General features: G+C 53.6%; 14 protein-coding genes and 2 tRNA genes. 12 read left to right on the top strand and 4 right to left on the bottom strand.

What is annotated here, in order from left to right; all coding sequences use genetic code 11:
• Nucleotides 1-201: 201 nt before the first annotated feature.
• From dnaK to hrcA, 3 genes are all read right to left on the bottom strand, one after another.
• A complete protein-coding gene (gene dnaK / locus B2A78_RS02645) occupies nt 202-2,130 on the bottom strand; it encodes a molecular chaperone DnaK (RefSeq protein ID WP_077728364.1) in 1,929 nt (642 codons plus the stop codon).
• Between the two features lie 76 nt (nt 2,131-2,206).
• Entirely contained in the window at nt 2,207-2,824 is a 618-nt protein-coding gene (gene grpE, locus B2A78_RS02640; protein ID WP_077728363.1) for a nucleotide exchange factor GrpE, read from the bottom strand.
• 85 nt (nt 2,825-2,909) lie between these two features.
• A complete protein-coding gene (gene hrcA, locus B2A78_RS02635; protein ID WP_077728362.1) occupies nt 2,910-3,968 on the bottom strand; it encodes a heat-inducible transcriptional repressor HrcA in 1,059 nt (352 codons plus the stop codon).
• Between the two features lie 174 nt (nt 3,969-4,142).
• Here hrcA and bfr point away from each other — a divergent pair, with 174 nt between their 5' ends.
• From bfr to recN, 3 genes are read left to right on the top strand one after another with little or no spacing between them, the layout of a single operon-like run.
• A complete protein-coding gene (gene bfr / locus B2A78_RS02630) occupies nt 4,143-4,607 on the top strand; it encodes a bacterioferritin (protein WP_077728361.1) in 465 nt (154 codons plus the stop codon).
• A 60-nt stretch (nt 4,608-4,667) separates the two neighbouring features.
• The gene (locus B2A78_RS02625; protein WP_077728360.1) at nt 4,668-5,552 is read left to right on the top strand and encodes an NAD(+) kinase; all 885 of its coding nucleotides are present in this window, start codon (nt 4,668-4,670) and stop codon (nt 5,550-5,552) included.
• Nucleotides 5,553-5,554: 2 nt separating this feature from the next.
• A complete protein-coding gene (gene recN / locus B2A78_RS02620) occupies nt 5,555-7,243 on the top strand; it encodes a DNA repair protein RecN (RefSeq protein WP_077728359.1) in 1,689 nt (562 codons plus the stop codon).
• A gap of 163 nt (nt 7,244-7,406) precedes the next feature.
• Here recN and B2A78_RS02615 read toward each other — a convergent pair whose 3' ends face one another.
• Nucleotides 7,407-9,986, bottom strand: a complete 2,580-nt coding sequence (locus B2A78_RS02615; RefSeq protein ID WP_077728358.1) for an Rne/Rng family ribonuclease — start codon at nt 9,984-9,986, stop codon at nt 7,407-7,409.
• A gap of 681 nt (nt 9,987-10,667) precedes the next feature.
• On the opposite strand from B2A78_RS02615, the gene rluC reads away from it, so the two are divergent.
• The 9 genes from rluC (at nt 10,668) to fusA (ending at nt 17,785) form a co-directional block, all read left to right on the top strand.
• Nucleotides 10,668-11,618, top strand: a complete 951-nt coding sequence (gene rluC, locus B2A78_RS02610) for a 23S rRNA pseudouridine(955/2504/2580) synthase RluC (protein ID WP_077728357.1) — start codon at nt 10,668-10,670, stop codon at nt 11,616-11,618.
• Complete coding sequence (locus B2A78_RS02605) at nt 11,615-12,265, top strand: HAD-IIIA family hydrolase (RefSeq protein ID WP_077728356.1); 651 nt, start codon at nt 11,615-11,617, stop codon at nt 12,263-12,265. Before rluC ends, B2A78_RS02605 begins: the two co-directional genes overlap by 4 nt.
• Before the next feature lie 52 nt (nt 12,266-12,317).
• Nucleotides 12,318-13,307, top strand: a complete 990-nt coding sequence (locus B2A78_RS02600; protein ID WP_240502379.1) for a S49 family peptidase — start codon at nt 12,318-12,320, stop codon at nt 13,305-13,307.
• 21 nt (nt 13,308-13,328) lie between these two features.
• Nucleotides 13,329-13,925 (top strand): NUDIX domain-containing protein, encoded by a 597-nt coding sequence (locus B2A78_RS02595; RefSeq protein WP_077728532.1) that lies wholly within the window; start codon nt 13,329-13,331, stop codon nt 13,923-13,925.
• Nucleotides 13,926-14,073: 148 nt separating this feature from the next.
• A tRNA-Arg gene (locus tag B2A78_RS02590) sits at nt 14,074-14,150 on the top strand.
• Between the two features lie 68 nt (nt 14,151-14,218).
• Nucleotides 14,219-14,294: transfer RNA gene (locus B2A78_RS02585), tRNA-Asn, on the top strand.
• A gap of 482 nt (nt 14,295-14,776) precedes the next feature.
• Nucleotides 14,777-15,151 (top strand): 30S ribosomal protein S12, encoded by a 375-nt coding sequence (rpsL, locus tag B2A78_RS02580; RefSeq protein ID WP_077728355.1) that lies wholly within the window; start codon nt 14,777-14,779, stop codon nt 15,149-15,151.
• A 19-nt stretch (nt 15,152-15,170) separates the two neighbouring features.
• Nucleotides 15,171-15,641: a 30S ribosomal protein S7 gene (gene rpsG / locus B2A78_RS02575; protein WP_077728354.1), complete on the top strand. Its 471-nt coding sequence runs from the start codon at nt 15,171-15,173 to the stop codon at nt 15,639-15,641.
• Nucleotides 15,642-15,685: 44 nt separating this feature from the next.
• Complete coding sequence (gene fusA / locus B2A78_RS02570) at nt 15,686-17,785, top strand: elongation factor G (protein WP_077728353.1); 2,100 nt, start codon at nt 15,686-15,688, stop codon at nt 17,783-17,785.
• The last annotated feature ends 51 nt before the right edge of the window (nt 17,786-17,836 follow it).

The raw sequence follows: 17,836 nt of genomic DNA, 5'->3' as shown, positions 1-17,836 counted from the left end.
TGCCTGCGGCTAAGTTGGAGTCAATGCGCAGGACGCATCAAACTTGCCCGAAATACTCAGGCGTTAATTCCTCGCCACCTTCCCTCACCCGAAAGCTCGACTGCTTTACGCATAAACTTAGGAGAGGAGGGCGGATGAGCAGAGCAGTTTGCTTCCGCTCATCTGCATTCATGGCACAGTGCCAAACCGAGCGATAAGGCCTTATTTCCGATCCTCTTTCACTTCTTCGAATTCGGCATCGACGACATCTTCGCCTGCCTTGGCTTCCGTCGGTTGTTCGGTTTCAGCGCCGGGCGAACCAGCTGTCTCGCCTTTCTGTGCGTATAAGCGTTCCGCCAGTTTACCCGAAAGCTCGGTCAGATGTTCAGTCTTTCGCTCGATTTCCGCCTTATCGTCACCGTTCATGGCGGTCTTCAATTCACTAATCGCACCTTCGATTTTGCTGCGCTCGTCGCTTTCCACTTTATCGCCAAGTTCGTGCAGCGTCTTGTTCGTTGCATGGATCATGGCGTCTGCGTTATTGCGCGCAGTTACCAGTTCGTGCAGTTTCTTGTCTTCTTCGGCATGCAGTTCCGCATCCTTGACCATACGCTTGATCTCGTCCTCGGTCAGGCCGCTGGAGGCGGTGATGCGGATCGATTGCTGCTTGCCAGTAGCTTTGTCCTTGGCCGACACGTGCAGGATGCCGTTGGCGTCGATATCGAAAGTCACTTCGACCTGCGGTATGCCGCGCGGAGCCGGCGGGATGTCGGTCAGATCGAATTTGCCGAGAGACTTGTTGTCTTTCGCCATTTCACGTTCGCCCTGCAGGACGTGAATCGTAACCGCGGTTTGGTTGTCCTCGGCCGTCGAGAAGACCTGCCCGGTTTTGGTGGGGATGGTGGTGTTCTTCTCGATCAGCTTGGTCATGACGCCGCCCAAGGTCTCGATGCCTAGAGACAACGGAGTGACGTCCAGCAGCAGTACGTCTTTGACCTGTCCACCTAGAACGCCGCCTTGGATCGCCGCACCGAGCGCCACCGCTTCATCCGGATTGACGTCCTTGCGAGGCTCTTTGCCGAAGATGTCCTTCACGAAATCCTGAACTTTCGGCATGCGCGTCTGCCCACCGACGAGGATAACCTCGTTGATTTCGCTGGGCTTGAGGCCAGCATCCTTGAGCGCGGTTTCGCACGGGCCTTTTGTCTTCAAGATCAGATCCTCGACCAAGGATTCGAGCTTGGCACGGGTAAGCTTCATATTGAGATGCTTGGGCCCGCTCGCATCGGCCGTGACGTAGGGCAGGTTGATGTCGGTCTGCTGGCTCGAAGACAGCTCGATCTTCGCCTTTTCCGCCGCTTCCTTCAGGCGTTGCAGAGCCAACGGATCATTGTGCAGGTCGATGCCGTTCTCTTTTTTAAACTCGTCGCAGATGTAATCGATGATGCGCAGGTCGAAGTCTTCGCCGCCAAGATGGGTGTCGCCGTTGGTGGAAAGTACTTCAAACTGATGCTCACCGTCGACTTCGGCAATTTCGATGATGGAAATATCGAACGTACCGCCGCCGAGATCGTAGACCGCAACTTTGATGTCTCCGTGCTTTCTGTCCAGACCGAAGGCCATGGCTGCGGCGGTCGGCTCATTGATGATGCGCTTGACATCGAGCCCAGCAATGCGGCCGGCGTCTTTCGTTGCTTGGCGTTGGGAGTCGTTAAAGTACGCGGGTACGGTGATGACCGCCTCTTTGATCTCCTCGCCGAGAAACGCTTCGGCGTCCTTTTTCAGCTTCATCAATACGCGTGCCGAAATTTCCGGAGGGGCCATTTTTTTGCCGTTGACTTCGACCCACGCGTCGCCGTTATCGGCTTCGACAATCTTGTACGGCACAAGATGTATGTCTTTTTGAACCACAGAATCCTTGAAGCGGCGTCCGATAAGCCGCTTTATGGCATATAAGGTATTCTTGGGATTGGTGATCGCCTGCCGCTTAGCGGACTGCCCGACCAGTACCTCGTTATCGGCCGTAAAGGCCACGACCGAGGGGGTGGTGCGAGCGCCTTCGGCATTTTCGATGACGCGCGGTTTGCCCCCTTCAAGAATGGCCACACAGGAATTGGTGGTGCCCAAATCGATGCCAATAATCTTCGCCATTTAATTCTCCAAATTAATCAATAGCTTGTGGGTTAGGTGTGGGTTTAGCGTTAATATGGGGGCGCCAAGGCTGATTTCAAGCTTGCTCGTCGATGCGCGTGGATTCTGCGGCGGCTTGGGCAATAACCACCATGGCCGGACGTAACAGGCGATCATGGAGGAGATATCCTTTTTGGAAAACTTTTACCACCGTATTGGGCTCGATATCAGTGGTCGGTTGCATCGCCATGGCCTGGTGTAAGTCCGGATTGAACTTTTCGCCTATGGGATCCACTGCTCGGACGCTGAATTTTTCCAGTACCGAATTCAGCTGCTTTAGCGTGAGCTCCATGCCTTCGCGCAATTTCACCACATCCGAGGTCTCTCCGACGGCCGCTTGCAGCCCGAGTTCGAGGCTATCGACCACGGTCAATAGCTCCTTCGAAAATTTCTCCAGAGCATATTTATTGGCATTCTGGAGTTCTTTTTCCGAGCGTCGGCGCAAATTCTCCAACTCGGCCTGGGTGCGTACGAATTTGTCCCAATTCTCCTCCGCTCGGCGAGTTGCTTCGGTCAATTGCTGTGCAAGTTGCTCGATCGGCGTTGGTTCGACAACACCTTCTTCCGTTGTGATTGCCGTGTCGACAGAAGCGGCTTGTTCCGCTTGATCTGGCGCCTTTGGCGCCGATTCGGGCGAAGCCTGGTCTTTGCTCATATAACTGCTCCTCAACGAAAAATAATGAGCCCGTGTGCCTATGCACGCACACAGGTCGACGATTTCTACCAATATGGGTTAAGAATTAAGATGGGGTCAGCGATTTTTGATTCAAGGCGGCCCCCAACAATTTCGCGGTAATGTCAACCAAAGGAATGACCCGCTCATACGCCATGCGGGTGGGGCCGATAACGCCGAGTACGCCTACCGCCTCGCCATTGAGAGAGTAAGAGGCGGTTACCAGGCTGCACTGATCCAGCGCACGATAGCCGGATTCCTCGCCTATAAAGATCTTGACGCCGGGGGTTTCTAGGCAACGGTCTAGTAGATGGACTAAGTCTTCCTTCTGATGAAACGTTTCGAATAAGGAACGGAGCCGCTCCATATTGGCCAAATCGGCAAAATCCATCAGATTGATTTCGCCGGTTAGCACAAACGGGTTCCGACGTTTTCCTTTATCCTTAAGTGCCAAATCCGCGATTTCAGCCGCATCAATAATTTCCTGGCTTAAACGATTCCGCATTTCCTGCAAGTCGTTAAATAGACTCTCGCGGATCGCAGTTAGATCCTTGCCTGCATAGGTTGAATTGAGGAAATTTGCTGCCGCTTGCAAATCGGCAGGCGTGAACTGACGGGGTGAGTGAATGATCTTGTTGTGGACTTCCTGTTCGTTAGTGACCAGGATGACCAGCAAGCGTTGACCGGACAGCGGGATAAATTCGATGTGTCTGAAGGTGACTATCTCCCTGCGCGGCAACATCACGAGGCCCGCCATATGGGTTACTTCCGAGAGGACGCGAGAGGCGGCTTCGAGCAAATCGTCGGGATCTTCCTGAGTATTCAGGTCCTGGCGGAGCTGTCGGATGATGTCTTGCTGCAAAGGTTTGATGGTCAGCAAGGTATCAACAAAAAAACGGTAGCCGGTTACCGTCGGCATGCGTCCCGCTGACGTATGTGGCGATGTGATCAGCCCTATGTCTTCGAGATCCGCCATGATGTTGCGGATCGTCGCCGGGCTTAAATTCAAGCCGGTGTCGCGCGCTAAAGCCCGCGAACCAACCGGCTGGCCTTCGCCGATATAACGCTCCACCAGCACTTTAAGCAAGTGTTGGGCTCGCTCGCTCAATTGGGGATATTTAGGCACCGGTATCCTCGAATGGTGGGGGTTTTAGCACTCGAGACCATCGAGTGCTAAAAAGTTAGCAACCCCTAGATAATGTGTCAAGAAGCTCATACCATATCGAGCAAAGCGGCGTCTAATTAGGTGTAAATCTTAGGTCACCACATGGCGAACGCTTCCATATCCAAGGAGAGAATTATGCAAGGCGACTCGACGGTTATCGATTATCTTAATCGCGTGCTGGGCAACGAACTGATCGGCATCAACCAGTATTTTCTTCATGCGAGAATGTACAGGAACTGGGGGTTGGGCGAGCTCGACAAGCACGAATATGATGAATCTATCGGTAAGATGAAGCGTGCCGACAAGTTGATCGAGCGTATTTTGTTTCTTGAAGGATTGCCAAACTTGCAGGATTTGGGGCATTTGAAGATCGGAGAAAATCCGGAGGAAATGCTCGGCTGCGACCTTCAGTTGGAACTTCAAAGCGTATCTTTGCTGCGCGAAGCGGTCGAGTTTTGTGAAAAGGCCGGAGATTATGTCTCCCGAGATCTTCTGGAAGAGATACTCGAAGATGAGGAAGAGCAGGTCGACTGGCTTGAAACGCAGGCGGAGTTGATTCGGAAAATCGGCCTGCAGAACTATTTGCAGTCTCAGATGTAAGCTGCGGTACCGGTCAGCCCCATTTACAGTGACGCGGGACGCTCGCGGCTTCAGAAACATATGCCATCCATTTTCCGGAACGTAGCCCTAATCGGGAAGCCCGATGCGCCACGCATAGCCGAAACCCTTTCCTCGCTTTACGGACATCTTACCGGGAGATGCCTGCGTGTTTTGGTGCAACGGGACTGCGCTCATTTCGTAGCCGATTCTTCGCCGGAAACGTGTACCGTTGCCGAAATAGGCCAGTGCTGCGATCTCGCAATTGTGGTTGGCGGCGATGGCACACTTTTATCCGCCGCGCGTGTTCTCGCGCAGTTCGAGATTCCATTGATTGGGGTCAATCTGGGGCGATTGGGGTTCCTGGTCGATATTTCTCCGTCGGACGCCGGAGCGAAGCTCGATGAAATTCTTGACGGACGCTACAGTGCCGATGAGCGCTTTCTGTTGCGGGCGAAAATTTTTCGCAACGGTCATGTGATATACGAGCAGACGGCGGTTAACGAAGTAGTCGTGCATAGCGGGAATGCCGCCAGCATGATCGAGATTGAGGCATCGATCAACGGCGTTTTTCTGAATTCGCAACGCTCTGATGGGCTTATCGCGTCAACTCCCACGGGCTCTACGGCTTACGCCCTGTCGGCTGGAGGTCCGATTCTTTATCCCACGCTTAAGGCTATCGTATTAGCGCCGATCAATCCCCATACCTTGTCTAATCGTCCGATCGTGGTGGATGACGACAGCGTAATCGAAATTGCCTTCCGTCCCAGCAAACAATTCAAAGCTCAGGTCGTTTGCGACAATGTGTCGTTTCCTGATGTCGAAATAGAGGATCGCATCGAGATTCGAAGAGAACCTAAGACTTTTCGCATTCTTCATCCGCTTGACTATGATTTCTTTGAGATTCTCAGAGCGAAGCTCAACTGGAGCTCCGGTTATCGAAGCTGACTATGCTTGTCCACCTCAGCATCAGAGATTTGGCCGTCGTCCGATCACTCGATCTGGAGTTTGAGCGCGGATTGACCGTGCTAACCGGCGAGACCGGCGCCGGGAAATCGATATTATTAACTGCTTTGGGGTTGGCTTTGGGCGAGCGTGCCGATTCGGGGTTCATCCGCCCCGGGGCTGCGCGCGCCGAGATCAGTCTTTCGTTCGGCTTGGAGGATGCTGCAGATGCGCGTCGCTGGCTCGACGAAAATGAATTATCGGAGGACGGCGAGTGTCTGGTGCGGCGGGTTATCAGTCAAGACGGCCGTTCGAAGGCTTTCGTCAATGGTCGCCCGGTTACCTTGCAAGCCTTGCAGGAGTTGGGTTCCAGCTTGGTCGAGATACACGGCCAGCATGCTCATGTACATCTTCTGAAGGCAGCGGAGCAGCGCCGGTTACTGGATGAAGCCGCTGGGAACGAATCGTTGTTGGTCCAGATCGGCAATCTCTATGATCGTTGGCGAAGTACTCGGTGCGAGCTGGAAAAGCTTACCAATACAGCCAAGGATCAAGCCGCCCGCGAAGAGTTGTTGCGCTACCAAATCGACGAGTTGGAGCAGCACGACATCTCTGGGCTCGATTACCCGGCCCTAGTTGACGAGCATACACTCCTTGCCAATGTTGGCAAAATTCTCACCACCGGTCAGGCGCAGCTCGAACTCCTCTATGAAGATGAAAGTCAATCGGTCAACGCGCGCCTGGCGCAAGCTATCCATGCCCTATCGGATTTGAGCCGGCTGGCTCCCGAACTGGAAGAAACGACCGCTCTCCTAAATGAAGCGCAAGTGCAAGTTAAAGAAGGGGCATTGCAGCTCCGTCGTCAACTGGAGCGGATTGAGGCCGACCCCGGTCGTCTGGACTGGCTTGAACAGCGCCTTGGCGATATCCATCGTTTGGCCCGCAAACACCAGGTCCGGCCGGAAGAATTGCCTGGACTGCTTGATTCGCTACGCTCGGAATTGAACGGTATCGCCCATGGATCGGAAAGAATCGAAGCGTTGGAGTCGGATCTTCGGCAGGTCCTCACGGATTACGGGAAAGTTGCCGATATGTTGTCCCAACGCCGTCGTACGGCCGCTAGCCGGTTACAGTCACGGATCTCGGAGATGATTCAGGAATTGGGCATGCCACAGGGGCAGTTTTTGGTGGATGTGGGTGCCGAGAATGCGAAAGAACCGACCCCGTTTGGCCTGGATCAGGCCGAGTTCTTGGTAAGCGCCAACCCGGGATTGCCGCCGCGTCCTTTGGCCAAAGTCGCGTCTGGCGGCGAATTGTCACGCATCAGTCTAGCCATTCAGGTGGCTGCTACCGACTCCAAGACAGTTCCGAGCTTGATATTCGATGAGGTGGATACGGGAATCGGCGGCCGGGTGGCCGAAATCGTCGGTCAAAAACTGCGCGCGCTGGGACAGGGGCGGCAGGTATTTTGCGTGACCCACCTGCCTCAGGTTGCGGCTCAAGGTCATTACCACTTGTTAGTAGAAAAAGTCAGCACCGATGGGGTAACACTATCGACCGTCCGAAAGCTTTCTCGTGAAGAGAGGAAGCAGGAGATTGCGCGTATGCTTGGTGGAATCCGTGTCACCCAGCAAACCTTGGCGCATGCCGAGGAGATGTTGAATAGCCACTTGCAAAGCGAGTTGGAGGTGTGACTGAGCGCTGAAGATTGTTTAAGAAGTGAACTGTACGAGCCATTTGCAGTGCGACAAAGGCCCTCGGATTATACGGTAGATCTAAGACAAACGAAGAAGTTGTCGGGCGGCAGAGCCGCCCGACAAGTTGACTAGCACGCTATTTCTTTCTCCCTGGCCAAAATCACTCCGTGCCACTTTCGACACTCGATTTGTCCGGTACGACAACGGCAGTAGTGCTCCGACTTTCTTCGGCTGGTCGGTGCTCATCGGTGGCTCGGTTGTCATTGGCCGTCGAGACCACTTCACCCGTTTCGCGGCGATCTTCGTGAATACTGTCATCGGGTCCTTCGCTGGACTCACTTCGTTTGGCGCTAAACCTCTTATCTCGTCTGCCGCGCCCCCGGCGTTTGGCCAAGGATCGGCGAGGCGATTTACGCGCTTCGAGACTCAAATCTTCCGCTTCGGTTTCCTCGCTATCATCCGATGGTGAATCAAGCTCAAAGGACCCGATAACCGGCGTACTAACTGAGCTTATGCTTTCGCGCTCGCCCCGAGATTCCTCGGGCGCCCTGGGCCTTGGCAAATGGACCGCAGGAATCTCCGGCTTTTCCTCTTTCTCCAGCGACGGACGGTCTGGTTCGGTTACGATTTGGACCCCATTGTCGGAAACCAGAGCGGACATGATTGTCTCAGTCGGTGCCTCTTCGGTAGGTTTGTACCCAATCGTTTGACGCTCCGGGATCGGGAGATTGGCGTCTTCGATTTTCTCCGGGGCGATCTCTCTAGCTTGGTTTTGCTGGCCGCTACGCGCTAAGCCGGGCTCGCCCCGCCTCGGGCGTCTCCTGCGCGACCCCCCGCGTCTGGACTGATCTCGGGTTCGCCGGTCACCATTGCCGAATTCCTGTTTCTCCGGAATTGGAGTTCGGGCTTCGATTTCTCTGGTTTCAAGCATTTCCCCGCTCATTGACTGCTGACGCTGTTTGAAGTCGGCTATCCGATGGGGGCGGTGTTGAGCGACTTGTGAGAGTATCGGCTGAGGCTTTTCGACGACAGCTTCCGCTTCGTCCTCAAGTTTGCCGCCGGTCAAAATCGACCAGAACCGCTTTATGAAGCCACCTGCGGCGTGTTTCCCTGCGCTAGTAATCGGAGCCGGATGAGCGGGCAGGAATTCCTTAACGGCAGGCTCCGCGCTGATTGATGCGCTTTCCCTCGTAAATCTGGGGAGCTCGGATTCAGCTGACTTCAGCATCTGATAGCTCGGTTTCCGCTCTCCTTCTTCCTCTGCGCCAGTGCTTCGCACGCGCTGGATTTCATACGCCGGCGTCTCAAGATGTTTGGTCGGTATTACGATAACACTAACTAGGTGGCGCTTTTCGATGTCCGCGACAGCCGAGCGCTTTTCGTTGAGAAGGTAGGTAGCCGAATCTACGGGCAGATGCGCGATAACCTTGTCGGTATTTTTTTTCATCGCCTCTTCTTCGATGATACGCAGTACCGAGAGTGCCAACGACTGTACGCTGCGCACGGAGCCTTGGCCGTTACATCGTGGACAGGTGAGCAGGCTGGATTCACCGAGCGACGGTCGGAGGCGCTGACGGGACATCTCGAGCAAACCAAAACGAGAGATTCGGCCGATTTGTATCCGGGCTCTATCCGCCTTGATCGCGTCACGTAATCGGTTTTCGACGGCCCGCTGATTACGCGCCGCCATCATGTCTATGAAGTCGATCACGAACAAACCGCCCAAATCCCGCAGTCTGAGTTGGCGCGCGATTTCGTCGGCGGCTTCCAAGTTGGTATTTAGCGCTGTTTCTTCGATATCGCCGCCTTTGGTTGCCCGGGCGGAGTTGATGTCGATCGCTGTCAAGGCTTCGCTGTGATCGATTACGATGGCTCCACCGGATGGCAAAGGGACCTCGCGGCTGTAAGCTGTTTCAATCTGGCTTTCGATCTGATAACGACTGAATAGCGGGACTGTGTCTTGGTAAAGCTTTGCCTTTTGGATGAACTGCGGCATGACCTGCTGCAAAAAGCTGCGCACCAGCTTGAAAGTGCCCGCATCATCGATCAGTATCTCGTCGATATCGCCGCGGAGATGATCTCTCAGCGCACGAATGATCACGTTGCTTTCCTGAAAGATTAGGAACGGGGCGGCCTTTTCCTTGGCCGAGCGGTCAATAGCCTCCCACAATTGCAAAAGGTAATTCAGGTCCCATTGAAGTTCTTCGGCTGACTTGCCGCCCCCGGCAGTCCGCACGATAAGCCCCATGCCTTCCGGAATTTGGAGTTGATTCATAACCTCGCGCATGTCGGAACGAATATCGCCCTCGATACGTCGAGAAATGCCGCCGGCGCGCGGATTATTGGGCATTAGCACCAGGTAACTGCCGGCCAGGCTGATGTAAGTCGTTAACGCCGCCCCTTTGCTCCCGCGCTCCTCCTTCTCGACCTGAACTATGACTTCCTGTCCCTCTTTGACTAAATCCTTGATATCCCGGCGGGAAAATTCCTCGTCCAGGGGCTGTCCGAAATAGTTCGGCGTAATTTCCTTGAATGGCAAGAAGCCATGGCGGTCGGCGCCATAATTGACGAAGGCCGCTTCGAGACTGGGTTCAATGCGGGTAATAATACCTTTATAAATGTTGGCTTTTTTCTGTTCTTTGGAAGGGATTTCTATATCAAAGTCGTAAAGTTTTTGTCCGTCCACCAGTGCAACCCGAAGTTCCTCGGGCTGAGTGGCGTTGATTAACATTCTTCTCATCCGGCTGGTCCTTTAGCGGTTCCCCGAAGAAGCGGGCAAGCGGTTTCATGCAGCCATTGTTCTTATCAATCAAAGCGTGTTCTCAATTGACGTGAATGCGCCTATTGCGCTGAAAACCGAATCTTGACGTTGCGAGGGATACCCTGCCTCAATCGGAGGAGGGGGGTTCCATTCTTCTCTTCAGGTCACGCGATACTCGCTCGTCATGGGTCGAGCGAAAAAACCCTACTGTTGTCGTTTTTTCCGGCCAAATTTTTCTGTTTGGTACTTTGACCTTCTAAACAAAATGTTCTGTCTGTCGCCAATAATTCCGTTCAGCAAACGGTTCTCGGTTAGATCTGGCATTTGCCAGGGATGGACTATTTTGGGCTGACGTGTGAGCAGTCGAGCCCCGCTACCTCGAAAATCGAGTCGTATCCCGCCGCTCTGCGCGACGGCGTCCTCATTTAACCGCGAAACTTACGATTCTCCCGCCCCATGTCATGTAGCCCCGAGACAGATTGCTTTATAGGCATTCTTATCGACCATTTAGTCCAGGCCGTTCTAATTCTTCATGGGCTATCACCACCGGGCACGGTCCGGATAACTACTAGGCGTTCGGTTGCTGTCAACCGTAAGCTAACTATAACAATCTTAAGGAGAGTCATCAATTTGGCTGGGCAAAGCTGATATTATGTTCCTATGAAACAAGCATTGAGTGGCGCCTCTGTCAGATGGATCGAAGTGGATGAGGAGAGCGCGGGGCAGCGAATCGACAACTTTCTATTCACACGCCTTAAGGGAGTGCCGAAAAGCCATATTTATCGAATTTTGCGTACCGGTGAAGTCCGCCGAAATGGCGGACGTATTCAGGCCCAAGATCGGCTGGATACGGGGGATGTGATCCGTGTTCCACCGATTAGGGTAACGATGAGCAATCCCAGCCAAATTCCGGAGACTTTCGTGCGAGCCCGTTTGGAGCCTCGCATTTTGTACGAGGACGATGATCTTTTGGTCCTTAATAAACCTGCTGGCATGGCCGTGCACGGCGGTAGTGGATTGAGTTTCGGTGTGATCGAAGGGTTGAGGGAAATCCGGTCGGAGGCACGGTTCTTGGAGCTTGTGCACCGTTTGGATCGAGATACCTCCGGTTGTTTGCTGATCGCCAAGAAGCGCAGTGCCCTGCGAGCTCTGCACGCGCAATTTCGTGGTGACGAAGTAAAGAAGGTTTACCTGGCACTGCTTGCCGGAGTGTGGGCGAGAGCGCGATGGATTGCGGATGCGCCGTTAAAAAAGAATGTCTTGCAGAGCGGCGAACGGATGGTTAAGGTCGCGCGCGAGGGTAAGCCCGCAGTTACCGAATTCAGGCGAAGGGAGCGCTATTTTGATTCGACGCTAGTTGAGGCACGTCCGGTTACTGGGCGAACCCATCAAATTCGGGTCCACGCTCAATCTATGGGGCATCCCATTGTCGGCGATGAGCGGTACGGCGATGAGAAAGTCAATCGGGAGTTTCGTCGACTTGGTTTGAAACGTCTTTTTCTTCACGCTTTGGAAACGGTTTTTCTCCACCCGCGTACGGGCACTCCGATCGAGGTAAAGGCTCCGCTTGATCAGGAGCTTTCCGAATTTCTTAAAGTGCTGCCGCGATGAGGAACCAATTCGATCTTTTGGTTTTTGATTGGGATGGCACTCTGTTCGACTCGGTCGGATGGATCGTGGATTGCTTGCAGCGGGCTGCGCACGGCTGCGGTCTCCCTATTCCGTCTGACCAAGAGGCTAAATCCGTCATAGGTCTCGGGTTGATGGAGGCGATGGAGGCTTTATTTCCCGAATATCCTTCCGAAATGGCGCGCCGCTTGGCGGAAGGTTATCGCCGTCATTACGGTGACAGGATAATTAGTGCGGATGGTTTATTCGCTGGTGTGCTCGATATGTTGACGGAGTTGAGGGGGCGCGGTTACCGCCTTGCGGTCGCTACTGGGAAGACCCGCGCGGGGTTGAATCATGCGCTTGCCGCAACTGGGACGGAGCTGTTTTTTCATTCGACCCGCTGTGCGGATGAGACGGTTTCCAAGCCGAACCCGGAAATGCTCTTTCAACTCATGTCTGAAGCCGGCATCGCCCGAGAGAGGACTTTAATGGTGGGTGATTCGCTTCATGATCTGCGCATGGCTCACAATGCCGGGGTCGCTGCGGTAGGTGTCGGATGCGGTGCGAATGATTTGTTCGAGTTGGCTGAGTTTGATCCTTTGGCATGTATAGAGCGGACTACCGACCTTCTGGAAATTCTGAGCTGACGAATTACTTTGGTTTGAATCTGAGGCAAACGAAGTCGACTGAGATAACGCTATGGACCAACGCGACATGAGTGAAATCGAGCAAGAGCCGGAAACACCGACGCCTTCACCCGCATGGGAGCGCGATACGCTGGAAAAAGTGCTGTTGGCGTCTCTTACGGAACAGCGACAGGCGAGGCGCTGGGGAATATTTTTTAAGCTGCTTATGCTGGCCTACTTTGGCGTTGCGCTTTGGTTGGTTGCACAACCGTTGTCGGATCAGCGTAGTAGGGGGGAGAAAAGTCATACAGCTGTTATTGACGTGGCGGGGATGATCGCCGCCGGGGAAAAGGCTAATGCCGATGCCATTATCGAAGGACTTAGGGCAGCCGCGGAAGCAGTTGGTGCAAAAGGGATCATATTGCGCATGAATACGCCAGGTGGTAGCCCCGTTCAGTCGGCTTACGTTTACGAGGAGATTCGACGGATAAAAAAACTAAAACCGGAGCTCCCGATTTATGCGGTGGTTGCGGATATGTGCACTTCTGGTGGGTATTACATTGCCTCCGCTGCCGATAAGATCTTCGTCAACCAATCGAGCATTGTCGGATCGATCGGCGTAATCATGGACAGCTTCGGATTCGTGGATGCTATTAACAAACTCGGTATCGAGCGCAGAGTAATGACGGCCGGAGAACACAAGGCGATTCTCGATCCTTTTTCGCCGGTCGACCCCGTGGCAAAAGAACATGTGCAATCGGTGTTAAATGCAATTCATCAACAGTTTATCGATGCCGTCCGTCAAGGGCGGGCCGGACGCCTCAAGGAGAATACTCCTGAACTGTATTCGGGGCTGGTTTGGACGGGTGACGAAGGTATTAAGCTCGGACTAGCGGATGGGCTTGGGGATGTCCGTTCTGTTGCAGAATCGGTGATCGGTGCCAAGGATATGGTCAATTACACACCGGAGGAAAATCTTTGGGACCGCGTCACAAGTCGCATTGGTATCACATTCGGCCACATGCTGCGCACTGCTGTATCGGCCGGCCCCTATTTGAACTAGGTCGGCGCAATTATGAATGAAATCGACAAGGCGTTCGAGTTGATCAAGGAAGAGCCGATCTATCGCGGATTCTTCAGTCTGTCGCGCATACGATTTAGGCATGCATTGTTTCGTGGAGGCTGGAGTGACTATTTGGATAGGGAGTTGTTTCATCGTGGCAGGAGCGTTGCCGTTATTCCCTATGATCCTGTGGCGGATCAAGTGGTGCTTATCGAGCAGTTCAGGGTCGGAGCCATGTTTGTGAATGGGGATCCGTGGTTGCTCGAAATCGTGGCGGGAGCCTTCGAACAAGGGGAAAGTCCAGAAGACGTCGCCTATCGCGAAGCCGCCGAGGAGGCGGGATGTGAAATCACTGAGCTTATTCGTATTGCCGAGTTTTTTCCGACGCCCGGCGGTTGTTCGGAAAAAATTACGCTGTATTGTGGAATCGTCGACTCACGGGGCTTGGGTGGTATTCACGGTGTTGAAGAGGAGCACGAAGATATTCTGGCTCGCGTGGCGAGCTTCGATCAAGCGATGGACTGGCTTAGTCGGGGCCGAATTGAGGCCGCTATTCCCATCATAGGTCTTCAGTGGCTCGCATTGAATCGGCATCACCTGCGGGCAAGGCATGGGTAGAGGTTTGCTGTGGGAGTGCTCTGATTCGTTTTTGCTGGTGCGTGACCTTTTCCGGTTAGGGCCGGTGCAACTATCAGAAGCGGTGAAGTTGTTAAGAAAAATAATTTGACGAGGCATGTGCCATAATTCATAATACGCATTCTGCCGCGCGCCTGTAGCTCAGTTGGATAGAGTACCTGGCTACGAACTAGGTGGTCGGGAGTTCGAATCTCTCCAGGCGCGCCATCTTGTACGGTTTGCGTGGGGTTTGACAGGGGATTGGTCTGTTTCTATAATCCCACGACTCAATTTGTTCCCCTGTAGCTCAGTCGGTAGAGCAGCTGGCTGTTAACCAGCGGGTCGGCGGTTCGAGCCCGTCCGGGGGAGCCACATTTCCATGTTGTGAGTTCTGTTCGCTTTTTGGTGTCAGGCTCGCGAGTAAGAAGTCATCGTGCGATCTCTGGGGCCGCGGGGCGGTCCTGGCAAGGTTTCTTTCTTATCCCTTCTGTCTTCTTGGGTGTCATCAGTCCGCGGCGATTGGTGTGATGGGCTGTGAAGATGCGTTGATGTGCTCGATCGTCATTGTGAGCCGGGATTGAGGGTAATTGGATTGTGGGTAGCGTCCAAGTTCGCGGTTCTGGTTTATTCCTCCGTAGATCTCGGCGCAGCTAAGAAGGGATGTTTCTCGAAGTGCCAATTTCTTTGTGTCTCGCGATTCTGGGGTTTTTAGGTTTCGGTCGCGTGATGTTGACAAGTCGGTTTTTTAGTTTTAAATTTCGCCGCTTTACCAGCGCCTTTTAACGTTTTGGGTGGGCAAGGTTTCTGGTGACGATTTTTCCGAAGGTTGAGCGAAAAAGTTTTGGAGTTTGGTAATGAGCACGATAAACCAGTTGGTTCGGAAGCCGCGAGTCAGAAAAAAAGACAAAAGCAATGTGCCGGCCCTGGACAGTTGTCCTCAAAGGCGTGGCGTATGTACGCGCGTTTATACGACTACGCCTAAGAAACCGAATTCCGCTTTGAGAAAAGTGGCTCGTGTTCGCCTGACGAATGGTGCTGAGGTGACCAGCTACATTGGTGGAGAGGGTCACAATTTGCAGGAGCACTCCGTGGTTTTAATTAGGGGTGGTCGTGTAAAAGACTTGCCGGGTGTGAGGTATCACATTGTTCGAGGTAGTCTTGATACTGCGGGCGTTCAAAAGCGTCGCCAAGGGCGGTCCAAGTACGGTGCGAAAAGACCGAAAAGTTAACTGAGTTCCAGGTTGCGTTATGTCTAGAAGAAGAGTCGCTCAAAGAAGAGAAGTTATTCCGGATCCGCGCTTCGGCAGCGAAATACTGGCTCGTTTCGTCAATATGTTGATGTTGGACGGAAAAAAGTCCGTGGCTGAAAAGGTGGTCTACGGTGCTTTGGATCACATTTCTGCCAAGACCAGTCAATCGTCCCTGGATGTGTTGACCAAGGCTCTGGAAAACGTTCAGCCCCTGGTGGAGGTCAAGTCGCGTCGCGTTGGTGGGGCTACCTATCAGGTTCCAGTTGAGGTTCGTCCGGCGCGTAGGGCTGCTTTGGCTATGCGTTGGCTAATCGATGCTGCTCGCAAGAGGAGTGAGAAGGGTATGGTCATGAGGTTGGCCGCCGAACTGCTCGATGCGAACGAGAATCGCGGATCGGCTGTGAAGAAGCGTGAAGATACGCACCGAATGGCAGAGGCAAACAAAGCATTCTCTCATTATCGCTGGTAAGCAGTGACTTCTTATCTCCAATTAGGTTAGCGAAGGTTAAAGCAGTGGCACGCACGACTCCAATCGAGAGATACCGGAACATCGGGATTTCCGCGCATATTGATGCGGGTAAGACTACCACCACAGAGCGTGTGTTGTTTTATACCGGCATAAATCACAAGATCGGTGAGGTTCATGATGGCGCCGCTACTATGGACTGGATGGAGCAGGAGCAGGAGCGTGGTATCACCATCACCTCTGCGGCGACTACGACCTATTGGCGGGGTATGGGTCTCAACTATCCTGAGCACCGTATCAATATTATCGATACTCCTGGGCACGTCGATTTTACGATCGAAGTAGAGCGTTCTATGCGCGTTTTGGATGGTGCTTGCATGCTCTACTGCGCGGTTGGTGGTGTTCAGCCCCAGTCGGAAACGGTGTGGCGCCAGGCTACGAAATATGGCGTTCCCCGCATCGCGTTCGTAAACAAAATGGATCGGACGGGGGCGGACTTTTTTAAGGTTTATAAGCAGATGCGTGAGCGTCTGCGCGCGAACCCGGTTCCGATTCAAATTCCCGTTGGTGCTGAAGATTCGTTCAAAGGCGTAATCGACCTTGTGAAGATGAAGGCTATTGTGTGGAACGAAGAAGACCACGGCGCGACGTTTGTGTATGCGGACATTCCCGCAGAGCTCGCGGACGCTGCTGTTGAGTGGCGGGAAAAGATGGTCGAGGCTGCGGCCGAGGCTGACGAAGAGTTGATGAATAAATATCTGGAGCAGGGTGAGCTCTCTGAAGACGAGATTAAAGGCGGGCTCCGTAAGCGGACTATCGGCCTCGAAATCGTTCCAATGCTCTGTGGCTCCGCCTTCAAGAACAAGGGTGTGCAGGCCATGTTGGACGCGGTTGTCGACTATCTGCCGTCCCCGGTGGATGTGCCTCCTATAAAAGGAGCGGATGCGGATTCCGGGCAGCCTGTTGAGCGCAGATCGGAAGATAATGAGCCGTTTTCGGCGCTTGCGTTCAAAATTATGACCGACCCGTTCGTGGGTACCCTGACCTTTGTTCGGGTTTATTCGGGTGTATTGAGCTCCGGCGATAGCGTAATTAATTCGCAATCCGGAAACAAAGAGCGCATCGGTCGATTGTTGCGCATGCATGCCAATACCCGTGAGGAGATAAAAGAGATTCGCGCTGGCGACATTGCTGCCTGCGTCGGCTTGAAGGATATTGTTACCGGGACGACCCTTTCGGCTGTGGATAAGCCGGTGGTTCTCGAGCGAATGGAGTTCCCTGAGCCGGTAATATCGGTTGCGGTGGAGCCGAAAACTAAGAGTGACCAGGAAAAGATGGGGCTCGCGCTGCAGCGACTGGCTCAGGAAGATCCGTCTTTTCGCGTTCACACTGACGAAGAGTCGGGGCAGACCATTATCTCCGGCATGGGGGAGTTGCACCTGGAGATTATCGTCGACCGAATGAAGCGCGAGTTTAAGGTTGAAGCCAACGTGGGTGCGCCCCAGGTGGCCTACCGGGAAACCATCCGCAAGTCGGTCGAGCAAGAGGGGAAATACATTCGCCAGACCGGTGGGCGCGGTCAGTATGGGCACGTGTGGTTGCGGATCGAGCCGTTAGAGACTGGCGGTTACGAGTTTGTCAACGGGATCGTAGGCGGCGTTGTTCCGAAGGAATATATTCCGGCGGTGGATAAAGGTGTGCAAGAGCAACTGCAAAATGGTATATTAGCCGGCTACCCCGTTGTTGACGTAAAAGTCACGCTGTTCGACGGTTCGTACCACGACGTAGACTCCAGCGAAATGGCATTTAAGATCGCTGGCTCGATGTGTTTCAAAGAGGGTGCCCGTAAGGCCAATCCGGTCCTGCTTGAGCCCATCATGAGTGTGGACGTCGAGACGCCGGAGGATTATATGGGTGATGTCGTGGGTGACTTGAACAGGCGGCGCGGCATGGTGCTCGGGATGGAAGATAATGCCGGCATCAAGGTGCTGAAGGCGGAAGTTCCCTTGGCGGAAATGTTTGGTTATTCGACCACTCTGCGCTCATTAAGTCAGGGTCGAGCCACTTACTCGATGGAATTCAAGAAATACCAAGAAGCCCCTGCGAACATTGCGGACGCGGTGATTAAGAAGGCATCTGTGGGTTAATGTTTAGAAAATAAGAAGTAGCGAGGTATCCAGGTCGTGTCCAAAGAGAAA

The sequence above is a fragment of the Methylocaldum sp. 14B genome (assembly GCF_002005105.1).
GTDB lineage: Bacteria > Pseudomonadota > Gammaproteobacteria > Methylococcales > Methylococcaceae > Methylocaldum.
This window is presented reverse-complemented; position numbering and strand designations above follow the sequence as displayed.

Coding starts and splice junctions, on each gene's coding strand:
- B2A78_RS02615 (WP_077728358.1), bottom strand. CDS start 9,986: ATGAGAAGAATGTTAATCAACGCCACTCAGCCCGAGGAACTTCGGGTT.
- grpE (WP_077728363.1), bottom strand. CDS start 2,824: ATGAGCAAAGACCAGGCTTCGCCCGAATCGGCGCCAAAGGCGCCAGAT.
- recN (WP_077728359.1), top strand. CDS start 5,555: ATGCTTGTCCACCTCAGCATCAGAGATTTGGCCGTCGTCCGATCACTC.
- B2A78_RS02600 (WP_240502379.1), top strand. CDS start 12,318: ATGGACCAACGCGACATGAGTGAAATCGAGCAAGAGCCGGAAACACCG.
- rpsL (WP_077728355.1), top strand. CDS start 14,777: ATGAGCACGATAAACCAGTTGGTTCGGAAGCCGCGAGTCAGAAAAAAA.
- rluC (WP_077728357.1), top strand. CDS start 10,668: ATGAAACAAGCATTGAGTGGCGCCTCTGTCAGATGGATCGAAGTGGAT.
- bfr (WP_077728361.1), top strand. CDS start 4,143: ATGCAAGGCGACTCGACGGTTATCGATTATCTTAATCGCGTGCTGGGC.
- dnaK (WP_077728364.1), bottom strand. CDS start 2,130: ATGGCGAAGATTATTGGCATCGATTTGGGCACCACCAATTCCTGTGTG.
- rpsG (WP_077728354.1), top strand. CDS start 15,171: ATGTCTAGAAGAAGAGTCGCTCAAAGAAGAGAAGTTATTCCGGATCCG.
- B2A78_RS02605 (WP_077728356.1), top strand. CDS start 11,615: ATGAGGAACCAATTCGATCTTTTGGTTTTTGATTGGGATGGCACTCTG.
- B2A78_RS02625 (WP_077728360.1), top strand. CDS start 4,668: ATGCCATCCATTTTCCGGAACGTAGCCCTAATCGGGAAGCCCGATGCG.